Source organism: Staphylococcus sp. 231237_7MaSpsaltlick, assembly GCF_043107035.1.
This window is the reverse complement of record NZ_JBICNX010000291.1, coordinates 1-552: the sequence shown is the minus strand read 5'-3', so window position 1 is coordinate 552 and position 552 is coordinate 1. Positions and strand designations below refer to the sequence as shown.

Here is a 552-nt window from a genome sequence, read left to right as displayed (position 1 = left end):
ATTCCATACAGTGTCAAAGTGACCGCTAAGTAAGATTTGTTCTTCACCTTCTCCGACTGTGAAACGAATATGATTACCCGTTTCGTGTTGTTCAATGGTTTCTGGTTCAATATTTAAATAGGATTTAATTTTATCTTTGATCCAACTACCAGCTTTATCCACTGCCACTTTATCTTTAGTTGGTGATTCTATTTTTACGAGTGCTTGAATATCTTCAATGATGTCTGCTTTATGCTCTGTTAAATATTGTTTTATATTACGCATCAAAACAACTCCTACTCTACTAAATTATTGGATTGATCATTTAACCGTTCTATTTGTTGAATACGTTGTTTAACTTCATCGTGATATGTTGTGCGGTATTGGTTGATTATGACATTTAAAAGACTAATCACCGGTGCTATTTCGTTATATCCACTAACATCTCGATTCGTTTTACCAAAAAATGTTATATCTGCTGATTTATAGATTGGCGATACTTGGGCATCAGTTATGGCAATAGTTTTTGCCCCCATCATCTTAGCTTGATTGAAAAAGTGCACAGTATCTTTA

At 33.9% G+C, this 552-nt stretch carries 1 protein-coding gene and 1 pseudogene; both read right to left on the bottom strand.

Translation table 11 applies throughout. The features are described from left to right. Window positions 1-264: pseudogene (locus tag ACF91D_RS31525) on the bottom strand (M20 family metallopeptidase); the annotation flags it as partial. Between the two features lie 11 nt (window positions 265-275). Further along, the coding region (locus tag ACF91D_RS31520; RefSeq protein ID WP_392438661.1) for a MurR/RpiR family transcriptional regulator at window positions 276-552 on the bottom strand (277 nt) is incomplete at its 5' end.